Source organism: Pseudorhodobacter sp., from assembly GCF_030452865.1.
Taxonomy (GTDB): domain Bacteria; phylum Pseudomonadota; class Alphaproteobacteria; order Rhodobacterales; family Rhodobacteraceae; genus Pseudorhodobacter.
On record NZ_JAKDLJ010000060.1, the window covers coordinates 1 to 13,007 of the forward strand.

Annotated in this window: 15 protein-coding genes and 1 pseudogene; 4 read left to right on the forward strand and 12 right to left on the reverse strand. The window is 57.7% G+C overall.

All coding sequences use genetic code 11. The features are described 5' to 3' along the window. Positions 1-130: 130 nt before the first annotated feature. Together L0H65_RS05705 and L0H65_RS05710 are read left to right on the forward strand one after the other, a co-directional pair. Positions 131-1,309 carry an HlyD family type I secretion periplasmic adaptor subunit gene (locus tag L0H65_RS05705; RefSeq protein WP_301457873.1) on the forward strand — a complete coding sequence of 393 codons (1,179 nt, stop codon included), beginning with the start codon at positions 131-133 and terminating at the stop codon, positions 1,307-1,309. Positions 1,310-1,574: 265 nt separating this feature from the next. Next, positions 1,575-1,721: pseudogene (locus tag L0H65_RS05710) on the forward strand (IS3 family transposase); the annotation flags it as partial. 54 nt (positions 1,722-1,775) lie between these two features. Here L0H65_RS05710 and L0H65_RS05715 read toward each other — a convergent pair. Further along, positions 1,776-2,345, reverse strand: a complete 570-nt coding sequence (locus L0H65_RS05715; protein WP_301457874.1) for an ImmA/IrrE family metallo-endopeptidase — start codon at positions 2,343-2,345, stop codon at positions 1,776-1,778. Continuing rightward, positions 2,346-2,660: a helix-turn-helix transcriptional regulator gene (locus tag L0H65_RS05720; protein ID WP_301457875.1), complete on the reverse strand. Its 315-nt coding sequence runs from the start codon at positions 2,658-2,660 to the stop codon at positions 2,346-2,348. It lies immediately after the preceding gene. A gap of 181 nt (positions 2,661-2,841) precedes the next feature. Between L0H65_RS05720 and L0H65_RS05725 the strand changes: the two genes are divergently transcribed. Together L0H65_RS05725 and L0H65_RS05730 are read left to right on the forward strand one after the other, a co-directional pair. After that, positions 2,842-3,000 (forward strand): hypothetical protein, encoded by a 159-nt coding sequence (locus tag L0H65_RS05725; RefSeq protein ID WP_301457876.1) that lies wholly within the window; start codon positions 2,842-2,844, stop codon positions 2,998-3,000. A 39-nt stretch (positions 3,001-3,039) separates the two neighbouring features. After that, positions 3,040-3,795, forward strand: a complete 756-nt coding sequence (locus L0H65_RS05730; protein WP_301457877.1) for a hypothetical protein — start codon at positions 3,040-3,042, stop codon at positions 3,793-3,795. Positions 3,796-4,120: 325 nt separating this feature from the next. On the opposite strand, the gene L0H65_RS05735 is transcribed toward L0H65_RS05730, so the two are convergent. From L0H65_RS05735 to ehuA, 10 genes are read right to left on the reverse strand one after another with little or no spacing between them, the layout of a single operon-like run. Then, positions 4,121-4,996, reverse strand: coding sequence for a DMT family transporter (locus tag L0H65_RS05735; RefSeq protein WP_301457878.1), 876 nt, complete (start codon positions 4,994-4,996; stop codon positions 4,121-4,123). 22 nt (positions 4,997-5,018) lie between these two features. Further along, entirely contained in the window at positions 5,019-6,014 is a 996-nt protein-coding gene (gene doeB / locus L0H65_RS05740; RefSeq protein ID WP_301457887.1) for a N(2)-acetyl-L-2,4-diaminobutanoate deacetylase DoeB, read from the reverse strand. A gap of 15 nt (positions 6,015-6,029) precedes the next feature. Next, a complete protein-coding gene (doeA, locus tag L0H65_RS05745; RefSeq protein ID WP_301457879.1) occupies positions 6,030-7,211 on the reverse strand; it encodes an ectoine hydrolase DoeA in 1,182 nt (393 codons plus the stop codon). A gap of 36 nt (positions 7,212-7,247) precedes the next feature. After that, positions 7,248-8,231 carry an ectoine utilization protein EutC gene (eutC, locus tag L0H65_RS05750; protein ID WP_301457880.1) on the reverse strand — a complete coding sequence of 328 codons (984 nt, stop codon included), beginning with the start codon at positions 8,229-8,231 and terminating at the stop codon, positions 7,248-7,250. Then, positions 8,231-9,184 carry a hydroxyectoine utilization dehydratase EutB gene (eutB, locus tag L0H65_RS05755; protein ID WP_301457881.1) on the reverse strand — a complete coding sequence of 318 codons (954 nt, stop codon included), beginning with the start codon at positions 9,182-9,184 and terminating at the stop codon, positions 8,231-8,233. Before eutB ends, eutC begins: the two co-directional genes overlap by 1 nt. Continuing rightward, a complete protein-coding gene (gene eutA / locus L0H65_RS05760) occupies positions 9,181-9,945 on the reverse strand; it encodes an ectoine utilization protein EutA (protein WP_301457882.1) in 765 nt (254 codons plus the stop codon). Before eutA ends, eutB begins: the two co-directional genes overlap by 4 nt. Continuing rightward, positions 9,942-10,601, reverse strand: a complete 660-nt coding sequence (gene ehuD, locus L0H65_RS05765) for an ectoine/hydroxyectoine ABC transporter permease subunit EhuD (protein WP_301457883.1) — start codon at positions 10,599-10,601, stop codon at positions 9,942-9,944. The genes eutA and ehuD overlap by 4 nt, the downstream gene beginning before the upstream one ends. Next, a complete protein-coding gene (gene ehuC / locus L0H65_RS05770) occupies positions 10,602-11,258 on the reverse strand; it encodes an ectoine/hydroxyectoine ABC transporter permease subunit EhuC (protein WP_301457884.1) in 657 nt (218 codons plus the stop codon). It lies immediately after the preceding gene. Positions 11,259-11,311: 53 nt separating this feature from the next. Beyond that, complete coding sequence (gene ehuB, locus L0H65_RS05775) at positions 11,312-12,130, reverse strand: ectoine/hydroxyectoine ABC transporter substrate-binding protein EhuB (protein ID WP_301457885.1); 819 nt, start codon at positions 12,128-12,130, stop codon at positions 11,312-11,314. 28 nt (positions 12,131-12,158) lie between these two features. Next, positions 12,159-12,944, reverse strand: a complete 786-nt coding sequence (gene ehuA / locus L0H65_RS05780) for an ectoine/hydroxyectoine ABC transporter ATP-binding protein EhuA (RefSeq protein ID WP_301457886.1) — start codon at positions 12,942-12,944, stop codon at positions 12,159-12,161. Positions 12,945-13,007 lie beyond the last annotated feature (63 nt).

A 13,007-nucleotide genomic window follows, 5' to 3' on the forward strand; every position in this document is an offset into this window, starting at 1 on the left:
CCCACCGCGTCCCGATCCTTCAACTGACCTCGCGCACCTTGATCCTGCAAAGCGACAAGCTTGTCGTCGATGGACCAAGGGATGCGGTTCTGGCCCATCTGACGAAAGCGCAAGCGGCGGGGGTAGGCAAATGATGACCACATTCGACCACGGATTGGAGGAGAAAACCGAGCGTCCGGGCCGGATGATCTGGCTCATCGCGGCGGTCGTGGTGATCTTTATCGTTTGGGCAGCTTTCGCTTGGGTGGATGAGATTGTGCGCGCGCGCGGTCAGGTCGTTTCCTCCTCGCGCCCGCAAATCATCCAGAACCTCGAAGGCGGGATTTTGGCGGAACTCGACGTGGCCGAAGGCGATGTGGTGGAACCGGGCCAACCCCTCGCCCGGCTCTACGGCACCCAGTATCAAACGGCTGTGGATGAGTTGCGCGACCAGATTGGCAGCATGGAAATCCGGCGGCGGCGGCTGGAGGCGGAAATGGCCGGGATGCTCGAATTTGACGCGCCGCCCGATCTCGCACAGCGCTTGCCTGATATTGTTGCTTCCGAAGGGGCGCTGCTCGCCGCGCGGCAAACCGATTTCATCGCCCGCCGGGATGGCGCGAAACAGGTGATGGAGCAGGCGCAGAAGGAACTCGACCTGCTGGAAAACATGTATAGCCAAGAGGTTGCACCGCTGATCGAGGTGACAAAGGCCCGCCGCGCCTTCCGTGATACAGAAAACCGCTATTCCGACACCATCACGCAGATGGAGTTGGAACGCGCCAAGGAATATTCTGACACGCTGGAAAAACTCACCACTTTGCGCGCCAACCTGAAAGGGGCGGCGGATCAGTTGAACCGCACCGTGTTGACCGCGCCGATGAAAGGCATCGTCAACAAACTATCCGTGACCACCATTGGCGGCGTCATCCGTCCCGGTGAGGAAATCATGCAGATTGTGCCAATGGATGAAGAAATGTTCATCGAGGCGAAAGTGAAGCCGGAGAATATCGCTTCCGTTAAAATGGGGCAGGAGGCAACGATCAAGCTCTCGGCTTACGACTACACCATCTACGGCTCCCTTCACGGCGAGGTGGTGCTGATCTCTGCCGATACATTCAAGGACGAACGCGCGCGCAACCCCGATGAGGACGCGCATTACAAGGTGACATTGCGCGTCGATTTGAAACACCTGACCGAGCGGCAGGCAAAAATTGATATCCGCCCCGGTATGCAGGCGGAGGTGGAATTGCAAACTGGCGGCAAGACCATTCTGACCTATCTGACCAAACCGCTTTACAAATCCCGCGAAGCATTGCGCGAACGTTGAGCGGCGGCACGGTCTTCTCTGTAAAAATATCCCCGACGGAGTAAAAAGGTCGATGGTTTCAACTATCTGAATTCATGTATCTTTTGACTGCGACGACATTCGCAGTGCTAAAGTATTGTGCGCCATCTGCACAAGTTATTATCCGAGATCTGACCGACTTGCGCAAGGATTGCCCGGTCTTGGAGATTATTTAATGTCGGAGGGGCTCTGTTGCAGCAGAGCCCCGATTTAGCAGAAACGCAACAGCAGCAAGCCTGCCACAGGGCACAAAACCCGCCCCTATCTGCTGGGCGGGCTGCAAATCGACCGCCCCAACCAAGTCTGTTGCGCCGACATCGTCTACATGCCGATGCGGAAGGGCTTTCTCTATCTGGTCCCCATCATGGACTGGTTTGCGCTGAAGATTTTGTCTGGAGCATCTTGAACACGCTGGGGGCCAAGTCCCGCCTCGCGGTGCTGAACGAGACTAACCACGCCGACGGTTCATTTGGTAAGTGAGGCCAGTCATACGGGTTCTCCACGTCAGCATTTCAAGGCTGACTTGGTATTGGTCGCATGCTCTTTGATTTGCTCCCCCATGGCTCTGGATCGCTATCAACGCCGGTCGCGGCAACAGCAGGGTGCCAGTCAGCCAATCAGCTTCGTCTTCTTGATCTTGATTGAAGTTTCCGGGGACCAAGGAGCCATCTTCTAGGATACATGCTTCGGCAAGTTCGTGGCCCAAAATGATATGGGAAAGCTCGTGCATGACGACGCTATTTCGACGACCGGTGGATGTTACGGGCTTGAACAGGACTAGGTTCGATGCGCCGATCCGCATCGTTAGCGCAGACCATGAATCATCATGTTCATCGTTGAGGACCGGCATGTCATTTGCACTCAGTGCTGCAATGTCTTTGGTTGACCATACCGTGACGCTTAAGTGTTTAGCCAGCACCTCTGCCGATAGTGGGGCTGCCTTATGCAGTCCCAACTGCTTGCGGTATTCTACTGCTCGTCGTTCACACTGTGATTTGAAACCTCGGCGGAACGTCAACTAGTGCCCCCTGGCATCGACTTTGATGAACTGTTCAGAAGCTTTTTCTATCAGGTTGGCCAACGATCTGGCTGTCTGCTGCGGGACTGCCTTCTTGTTCTTAAATGCGATCTGGAGATTCGCGACTCCGGTGAATTTGGCGGTGTCTTGTCCAAGCCAAGTGCATACCTTTTCCAGAGTTCCCACGTCGGGAACGTGCCCATTTTCGACCCTTGAGAGCGTTGACGGGCTGATGCCAATTTCTTTTGCCGCCGCTCTAACTCCCATGTTTCCTCTATGTTTGGCGAGTATTCCGCCAAGCTTTTCGATATCCATGCCAACCTCCCAAGCGTCGCACATAATAGTATCAGTGTTTCATACATTGGATATGTTGTTTTTGTTTTGCTAGTGTCCAGCCTGTGAAACACTTCAAGCATTTCCGCACGGGTGTGTCAATGTAGGTAGAAACCCCAGTGGATGCTCGGCATCGATCTGCGCAGAAGCAAAAGAGGACGCGATGAAGGGCAGTAAGAACATTTTCATCAGCCACCTCCATGAGGATGATGCGGGCTTGGCAAAGCTGAAGACGATGACGCGCAACCACGGACTAACGGTGCGGGATGGCTCGATCAACAAGGCAAAGGCCACTGATCGTTTTGAGGATGACGAGCTTTAACCTATTTTGCTGGGACTATTTGGCGAAGTCGGCGGCGTCATGGCTGCGTTTAAGAAGTTGAAGCGTGAGAAAAAGGCATATGTTGGGTTTCGCGCGAGTGTGATCGATGAACTAGGTGACACGTTTGGGTATTTTACGGCGATTGCCCGACGATTTGATGTGTCGGTCCCTCAACTTCTGTTAGAACTCAATGCGGCTGGGTCAAGCGACACCCAATCTATCGTAGCATCAGACGACCCACGTTACCCAATAGCCATTTCAAACAAAATAGGTCCCAAACAGGAGGTGTCTGATCAGGCGTTGGTCAACATCGGACGCACCAGTGCGGATACGCTTTCAGGACCTAGATACATGACATTACCCTCCTCCCAATCAGGCGGGCCATTGTTTTCATTCATGATCGCAGAAGATTTCAGCATGTCTGCCGCGCTTGGGTCATGGGTAGCACCAGCGGTTCTTCTGCTGGTGATCGGTTTTCTGGTTTGGCTGTGGTTCCGCGGCCGAATTGGTTTCGGAAGCTTTGAACTCGACAGTGCTGGCATCGGTATTGGTGACACGACCGTCAGTTTCAAGCCGAACAGGACGGATCGCCAAATCGCATATGCGATATGGGTCGAACTCAGCACGAGGAAGGTTGGGCTGGCCATTGACCCAGAGCATGATGTCATCGCCGAGGTCCACGACTCTTGGTATAGCTTTTTTGGCGTAACCCGCGATCTTATCAAAGAGGTCCCGGCGATAAGCTCAAGAGCAAAGGGGCGAGGGCGATCGTCAGGGCTTCGGTGCAGGTATTGAACGAGGGGTTGAGGCCGCTCCTTACACAATGGCAAGCCCCATACCGCCGATGGTATGAGGCGACGCTCAAAGATGACGACTTTAGGGACCCGCAGTTGGTTCAGCAGGAGTTTCCCAAATACGAAGAATTAGTGAAAGGCCTAACAGTGATAAATGCAAAGCAGATTGAATACCGTAGGGCCATGTATGAACTTACGACTGGTGATCCCGAAAGCACTATTGCAATCGAAGGTGAAAACCCAATTTGAATCTAATCTACTGTCAAAAATATCTACTATGGCTGAGGGTCACTCCACCTTTGTGAGTCCATTTGGGTGACACAAATTCAGATGACTGCCTCAGACCTTTGTCTATTGGTCAGAGTGATCAGCGCCACCCCTGACAGAACAACCGCGCCGCCGATCAGCCGGGTCAAGGTCAACACCTCATCCAGAAAGAAGTAGCCGCCGATCACCGAGAAGACCGGCAATAGTAGCAAAAACGGCGCGACACGCCCGACCTCGTGCCTCAGCAGCAGACTGTTCCACAAGAAATAGCCAAGTGCGGTCATGACAAGGCCCAGATATAGGGCGGCACCCCAGACCTGCATGCCAGCCGTCTGTAGGGCGCCTAATTGGCCCGTTTCGAACAAGGCCGACAACACGAAAAGCTGCGGTGCGGCCAGAACTGCAGTCCAGGCAGTGATCGACAGGCCTGTCATGCCGACAAAGCCACGCACCAACACTTGCCCCAGCGCCCAAAGGAATGCGCCACTGATGACCAGAAAGACAGGCAAAATTGCCCCAGTAAACCGTTCCTGAGACGCGATGATCGCCACGCCTGAAAACGCGACAAGGGTTCCTAACCATTTCCGGACCGAAGGCCGCTCTCCAAGCAAAACTGCGCCAAGGATGATGAGGAAGGGCACCTCAAGTTGCACGACAAGGGCTGAAAGGCCCGCTCCCAAACCCTTTACCCCGGTAAAAGTCAGCGCGTATTGCAGGGACGCGCCGACAACCGAAGTGAACCCCAGCCTGACAAAATTGGCTCCGATTGGCCCGGCAAACCAGACCAGTGCCAAAGCGGTTATGGAAAAGCGCAAAGCCATCAACAAAATTGGCGGGAAATGCGCCATCGCTCCCTTGGCGACGACGAACCCCATGCCCCAGATCAACGCGACCAGCACCGCAAGTCCGGTGTCGCGCAGGGATAGTTCGCTCATCTTAGGCCCTCTTTCGCGGACGCTACCCCGCAACGATATCCGCGATCACCGCAACGCAATCACCGGGTTTGACCAAACCGGGGAAATGTCTGGCTGTGAACAAGCCCGACCGGCGCACCCGCAGCGTCACCGGGTCAAGCCCTGTGCGCCCTGTGGGATAAATCAAGGCGACGGGTTGCCCCTTTTCTACGGTGTCACCAAGATCGGCCAGAAACTGGATCAGGCCACCATCCTCGGCAAAGGTAAAGCAATCCCCATCCGGCATGTCGAGCCACTGAGTAGGTTGCGGTTCTGTGGCACCTTTAACGATACCTGCGGCAATTAACAGGTTGCGACACCCCCGAATGGCAATATTCGCCGTAGCTGCACTGGCCGTGCCGCCACCGCCCAGCTCGGTGGTCACAAACACCTTACCCATATCCTCGGCGGCACTGTCATACATGCCGACCGCGTCAATCTCTAGCATACTAACGGAATAGGGCGCACCAAAGGCCCGCACGAGGTCAAAAGCCTTGGCTTCCATCGTTTTGTCCGGCACAATATGCGCTGCGCAAAACGGCAGGAAATCCAAGGTCTTGCCGCCGGAATGAAAGTCCAACACCACGTCCGCCATCGGCAACAGCACGCGTTGAAAGTAGTCGGCGATTCTTTCTGTCACCGTCCCGTCAGGGCGCCCCGGAAAGGCGCGGTTCATGTTGCCACGATCAATCGGCGAGGTGCGGGTGCCTGCCACAAAGGCCGGTAGGTTCATCGCGGGAATGATGATGACGCGGCCTGTAACCTCAGCCGGCGTCAAATGCCGCGCCAGATCAAACAGGGCAATCGGGCCTTCATATTCATCGCCGTGATTGCCCCCTGTCAGCAGGGCCGTCGGCCCCGCGCCGTTTTTCACCACCGTCAGCGGGATCATCACCGAGCCCCAAGCCGCATCATCGCGGCTATAGGGCAGGCGCAAAAAGCCGTGTTGCACGCCGTCGGCATCGAAATCCACCGTTGCCGAAATCGGTGAGGGCCGCATCTGGTTGGTCATGGCCTAGTCCTTAATAAACAGTTTGCGCGGCACATTGGCCAGACTTTCAACGCCGGTTTCGGTGATCAGGATCGACTCGGTGATTTCAAGCCCCATATCCTCAAGCCAAAGTCCGGTCATGAAGTGAAACGTCATCCCCGGTTGCAAAACGGTCTTGTCGCCGGGGCGCAACGACATCGTGCGTTCGCCCCAGTCTGGCGGATAAGACACGCCGATCGGATAGCCGGTGCGGTTGTCTTTGATAATGCCATTCTTGGCCAGAACGTCAAAGAAACCGCGCGCGATATCTTCGCAGGTATTGCCCGGCTTGGCGGCGGCAAGGCCTGCCTCCATGCCCTCCAGCGTGGCCTTTTCGGCATCCAGAAAGGCCTGCGTCGGCTTGCCCAGAAACACTGTGCGCGACAGCGGGCAGTGATAGCGGTGATAGGTGCCGGCGATCTCAAAGAACGTGCCTTCGCCGCGTTTCATCGGCTTGTCATCCCAGGTCAGATGCGGCGCAGAGGCATCGCGGCCCGAGGGCAACAGCGGCACAATGGCGGGGTAATCACCACCGGCCTCTGGTGTGCCACGAATACCCGCGTCATAAATCTCGGCCACCAGATCGCATTTGCGCATCCCGACTTCGATCTTATCGACGATGCGTTCATGCATCTTTTCCACGATACGCGCCGCGTTGCGCATATAGGTGATTTCTTGCGGCGATTTTACCGCGCGTTGCCAGTTCACCAGCGCAGTGCAATCGCTGAAACGCACGTTCGGCAGGTGTTTGGTCAAGGATGCAAAAGCCGAGGCGGTGAAATAGTAATTGTCCATCTCAACCCCGATCCGCAGGCCACCCCAACCGCGATCGGTCAGTTGCGCCGACAGATAATCCATCGGGTGGCGTTCGGTCGATTGCACATAGTGGTCGGGGTAGCCGAGGATGTTTTCATGCCGCAAATAGGCTGTCAGTTTTGCGCCATTGGCGTCCTGGCCGCGGCCAAACCAGATTGGTTCACCCGTTGGCGGCACGATCACACATTGGTGGACATAGAACGACCAGCCGTCATAGCCGGTCAGCCAATTCATGTTGCTGGGGTCGGTGACCAGCAAAAGATCAACCCCTTTGGCAGCCATCGCCGCGCGGGTTTTGGCCAGCCTCGCGGCGAATTCATCGCGGGTAAAGCGCAGGTCAACGGCAGTCATCTTTCCTCCTTGGGGCAAGCCCCGTCTGCTAACATTTCAAATTGAAAAGGCGCGACCTGCGCCGCTGGCTTTGGAGCGTGCGACGGCAAGTGTCGCAATCGCCGTGTCTTGAATGCCGGTGCCGGTCAGATCGGCAAGGGTGATGGCGCGGGCATCGGCGCGACCCTGCGCTTGGCCTGCGATGATCTGGCCAAGCTCAGCAAAGCCCTGATCCTTTGCCACCAACCCCGCCGCAATGGCATGGTGCAATTCGCCCAAAACCCGCGTCTGGCTAAGGCGGTCCGCGATATATTGCACGCGGGCCAGTAGGCTAGGGGCGATTTCATTCTTATGCTCGGCGTCCGAGCCCATCGCGGTGATGTGCTGGCCAGCCACGGCGTCGTGCAGAATGGGCGTGTTACTCGGCGTCGTCGTCACAACGACATCGGCGCCCTTGATCACCTCGGTCACGCTGGCCACGGCGGTCACGGTGACGCCAGCCAAATCTAGCCGTGCGGCCAACGCCTGCGCCTTGGCCGGATCACGCGCCCAAATCCGCGCGGCGTGAATCGGCCGCACCAGCGTCAGTGCGCGCAGCTGCATTTCCGCCTGCATCCCGGCGCCAAGGATCGCTGCCACCTGTGCATCGGGGCGCGCAAGGTGTTTGGCCGCCACGGCCCCCGCCGCCGCCGTGCGCACATCGGTCAGATAGCCGTTGTCCAAAAGGAGTGCCTGCACCAACCCCGTCGTGGCCGAAAGCACCACCATCATGCCGTTGGTTGAGGGCAGACCCAAGGCCGGATTGCCAAAGAAGCCGGGGCTGATCTTGATCGCAAAATGTGCAAGCCCGGGAATATAGGCGGTTTTGACATCAACCTCGCCGCGATGTTCGGGAATATCCAACCGCAGGATCGGCGGCATGGCAACCGGTTTGGTGGCCAGCGCGCGAAAGGCATCCTCGACGCAGTCCACCGCAGCCATATCCAGCGGCACCAGCGCGCGCAGGTCAGCCTCGGTCAGGATCAAGATCGGATCGCTCATCATAGCCTCCCTGCCAGCACTTCGGCAAAGCGGGGTGCCGCGACATTGCGGCCCGACAAGATCGCCACCGTCGGGCCTGTAATCTGCACCTTGCCCGCCAAGACCGCCGCAACGCCCACCGCCGCAGCCCCTTCAACCGCATCACCGGTCACCGCATGAATATGACGCATACCGGCGGCAATCTCGTCCTCGCTCATCAAAATCACCTCATCCAGCAAGTCGCGACAGGCATTGAAGGTCAGCCGGTTTTGCAACCCGATGCCGCCGCCAAGACTGTCGGCAAGGGTCGCCAGTTCGGTCACATCAACCGGACGGCCCGCGCGCAGGCTGGCGTCCATGGCAGCACCTCGCTCCATGCTGATCCCGATCAGGCGCGTTTGTGGCGACAAAGCGCGGATTGCGGTCGCCACCCCCGCCGCCAAACCGCCGCCAGACAGCGGGATCAGCACCATCGCCGGCGCAGGACTGTCGGCCAAAATCTCCAGCCCCAGCGTGCCTTGACCCGCAATCACCGCAGGATGATCAAAGGGCGGCACTTCGATCATGCCCTGCGCAACTGCGCGGGCGACCTCAAGCATCGCCTCATCCTGGCTTTGTCCGATGATGCGCACTTCGGCGCCCAAATCGCGGATCGCCTGCACCTTGTTCGAGGGCACCAAGGCCGACAGACAAACGACCGCCCGCCCGCCTGCCGCCCGCGCGGCATGGGCCAAAGCGCGGCCGTGATTGCCGGTTGAGGCGGTCACCACCCCGCGCCCAAGATCCGCGGACGAAAGCGACAGCACCGCATTCGTAGCCCCGCGCAGCTTGAACGCGCCGGTGGTCTGGCGGTATTCCTGTTTGAGGAAAAGCCCCGCAATCTGCGGATCGACCAATGTCGGCGTGCGCAAAACTTTGCCCGCAATCCGCCGTTCTGCGCCCTGAATATCGGCCAAGGTAACAGACGCGATCATGGCGCAAGGCCGATCTGCATCAACCGCCCCGGTGCCGCCGCCCCCTGATCGCCCAAGAGCCTCAACACTTGCCACGCGCCGGCGTAATTCGACGACAGCACTGGGATGCCCACGGCTGCCTCAATCTCGGCAATCACCCCCGCCGCGCGCACCGCCGTGCATGAGATGAACAGCGCCTCTGACCCCTTCGCCACTGCCTGCGTCGCCAAGTCGATGATTGAGCCAAGTGAAATCCGCGCCATCTCGCGGTCATCGTCCATATCAAGGCAGGTGAAACGGTCCAAGCCAAAGCCTTCGACCTCAAACAAATCAGCCATAGGACGTGAGGTTTCCACCGAATAGGGGGTCAGCACCGAAATCCGCTTTGCGCCGAATGCCCGCAACCCTGCCAGTGTCGCCGAGATGGGCGTGACCACCGCCACATCAGGCTTGCCCTGCCGAATGGCTGCCGTCACCGCCGCGTCACCAATGCAAACCGAGGCCGAGGTGCAGCCGTAAATCACCGCATCCAGCGCCTCATCTGGTAAAATCAACGCCGCCGCCTGCGCCAATTCCGGGGCCATGGCGCGCAAGGTTTCGGGCGTCACCGGATTGGCATAAGGGATGCGCGCGGTATAAAGACCCACCCCTTGCGGCACCAGCATACGGGCGTAATCGACCTCGCTGGTGTGGTCGGTGGCAAGCGCAATCAGGCCGACGCGGTGGCGCAAAGGCCGAGTGTCCAGCACGGGCTTTTGCGTTGAGACGATAATTTCCGTCATCGAACCGGCCTTCCAAAGCGATGTTCAAGAAAGCGCAGCACGACCACCGAGATCAGACTGATCGCCAGAAACAGCGCCCCCACCATCGTCATCGGCTCAATATAGCGATAACTGGAATTGGCGACCGATTTGGCCTGGTTCATCAGTTCCAGCACAGTGATGGCGGACAAAAGCGGCGTCTCTTTGAACATTGCGATCAGGTAATTCGCCAAGGCTGGAATCATCGGCGGAATGGCTTGCGGAATGATCACATGCACCCAGGTCTGCCGCATGGTCAGGTTGGTGGCGCGCGCCGCCTCCCATTGACCACGGGCGACGTTTTCAATACCGCCCCGGTAAACCTCGGCGGTATAGGTGGCGTAATGCAGACCCATGCCGATCACGCCTGCCACGAAAGGCGACAGCACAATCCCCAGATCGGGCAGCACATAAAAGATGAAGTAGAGCTGCACCAGAAGCGGCGTGCCACGAATGAATTCCAGAAAAAACCCGATCGGTTGCGCGATCAGCGGATTGGACGAGCGGCGCAAAATGGCAAAGACCAAGCCCAACAGCGCCGCCAAAATCGCAGCCACCAGTGTAATGATCAGCGTCAGCTTTAACCCTGCCAACAGCGTTGGCATGATCTGGTAGACGAAATCCCAATCCCATTCCACTCAGCGCACCCCATCCAAACCGCGTGTCATTCGACGCTCTACCGCGCGGACTGCGGCCGAAATCAACAGTGACATTGCAAAATACAGCACCAAAATCGTGGCAAAGGGCACCAGCGTGCTGCCGGTTTGCGCCCGCACCACTTGCGCTTGAAATGTCATATCGGACAGCGAGATCAGCGAGACCACCGCCGTGCCTTTCAGCAGTTCAATCGCATTGTTGCCAAAGGTCGGCAGCATCAACGGCAGGGCTTGCGGCAGTATCACATGCCACATCCGCTGCCAGCGCGTCAGATTGACGGCGATGCAAGCCTCATACTGATCCTTCGGCACCGAAAGCACCGCGCCACGTACCACTTCGGCGCCATAAGCGCCGACATTCAGCCCCAAGACCAAAACCCCCGCCATCAAAGGCGACAGCGTAATCCCCGCAAATGGCAGCACGAAATAGACCCAAAACAGCTGCACAAACACAGACGTGCCGCGAAAGAACTCAATGTAAACCGTGGCCAGCCAGCGCAGCAATGCAATCGGTGCCAATCGGCCAAGCCCCGCCACAAAGGCCATGATCAACGCAAAAACTGACCCCATCAGCGTCAGCTTTGCCGTCACCGCAGCCCCCTGAAGGATCAGGGAAAGATATCCAAGCCAATCGGTCATCTATAAGCCCCTAAGCCATGGGCGGCGCATGTGCTGCGCCGCCCCAAGTCTGATCACTCACCGCAGAGTTTGGCCCGCGAAGTCGACATCGCAGCCGCAGCGGAAAAGCCATAGGGCTCGATGATCTTGGCGAAATCGCGCGATTCCTTCATTTTGGCCAATTCGACATCAAAGGCGTCGCGCAGCGCGGTGTCATCCTTGTTGAACGCCGCCCCGTCGCAATAAACCGGTGCCCCTTCGACAGGCGCAAACATCTCCAGGTTGGGGTCTTCGGCCTTTTTCATCAGATCCGAGATCGACAAAATCGGCAGCGAATAAACGTCAATCCGCCCATCTTGCAGCATCTTCAGCCCGGACTGACCATCCGGCACGACGATCACGCGGTCGCGCGGCACACCGGCATCCAGCGCCAGCTTTTCCTCGGTGCCGCCACCCGGCGCACCAATTTTGGCAGTCGGATCAGCGGCGATATCGGCAAAGGATTTGAACCCTTTGGGGTTACCTTTGGGAAGCAGGAAGGATTCCGCGTCGCACAGAACCGGCTCGGAATAGGCGACGGCGGCACAGCGCTCGGGCTTCATAAACAGGCCCGCCGTGATCACATCATGGCGATGCGCCTGAAGGCCAGGGATCATCGCGCCATATTCGCTGATGGAAGCCACAACTTCGCCTACGCCGAGGCGTTTGAAAACTTCGCGTGCGACGTCAGGGGCCGCGCCCGACACGGTGCCATCGGCGGCAACAGCGGTAAAGGGCGGCTCGTTGGCGATGGCGATGCGCACAAAGCCCTGCGCTTTCAGATCGTCAAGTTTGTCAGCCATGGCGCAAACCGGGGTTACCATAAGCGCCAAAGTCAGAAGTGTCTTTTTCATGTCGTCCTCGCTGGTTGGGGTGGTAGGATCAGACGCGGTGCCCTGCGGCAATGATTTTGCGCAGGAATGTTTGTGTGCGTTCATGCGTCGGATTGGTGAAAATCTGGGCCGGAGGGCCTTGCTCGACGATGCTGCCCTTGTCAAAAAACAGCACGCGGTCGGCAAATTCATGGGCAAAACCCATTTCATGGGTGACCAAAAGCATGGTCATATCGGTCTCATTGGCCAACTGTTTCATCACCAACAGCACCTCTTCGACCAATTCTGGATCAAGCGCGCTGGTCACTTCGTCAAACAGCATGATGCGCGGTTGCAAGGCCAATGCACGGGCGATTGCCACCCGCTGTTTTTGACCGCCCGAAAGCTGGCTGGGCATGGATTTTGCCTTGTCGGCCAGCCCCACCATGTCGAGCAACTCCATCGCCCGCGCGTCTGCCTTGGCGCGGGGCTCGGCCTTGGTCAGCATCGGTGCAAGGGTGATGTTTTCCAGCACGGATTTGTGCGGAAACAAGTTGAAGTGCTGAAACACCATGCCGATATGGCGCCGCATATGATGCAGATGCGCCTCGTCTGCGGGCCCTTCCTGGCCGTTGCGGGTCATGTGGTAAAGCTGCTCACCGCAAACCTCGATATGACCGCCACTGATGGTTTCCAGCGTCATCAGAATGCGCAGGATCGTGGTTTTCCCCGATCCAGACGGCCCAATCAGCGCCAGTTTTTCACCGGGCATCACATCAAAGCACAAGCCGTCCAGCACCTTGAGGGCACCGAAGCTCTTATTCAACTTGTCGATACGAATGATAGGTGTCGTCAAGTTCGGCCCCCAGAAAACCTTTGGGTGCAGCATTGTGCTGAATCTGAATCATGTCAATTAATA